General features: G+C 51.3%; 1 protein-coding gene. It reads right to left on the reverse strand.

The window, feature by feature from the left end; genetic code table 11:
* The coding region (locus tag ACYYG1_RS17465; RefSeq protein WP_461211610.1) for an acyl carrier protein at positions 1-271 on the reverse strand (271 nt) is incomplete at both ends.

Below are 271 nucleotides of genomic sequence, written 5' to 3' on the forward strand. Positions count from 1 at the left end.
GCTGCTGATATCAGGGACGAGATCCCGCAGCTCGTTCGTCAGCTGAACGATCAGAATAGAGTCAATGCCGTATTCATCCAGAGGAGCCAGCGGATTTATCTCTTCTGCCGGCATTTTTAATACTTTTGCCGCAGCCTTTATCAGAAAAGCAGCTGTCTTTTCCGAAAGCCCTTCTCCCGCTTGTTTGATGGGGAGCTGACGATCAGAGGATGTTCGCGGTACGTTTGATTGGCGCTTTTGCGCGGTGTAAGCTTCCCTGCTCTGCCTGATG

It is taken from the genome of Desulfocurvus sp. DL1XJH-121 (assembly GCF_054819825.1).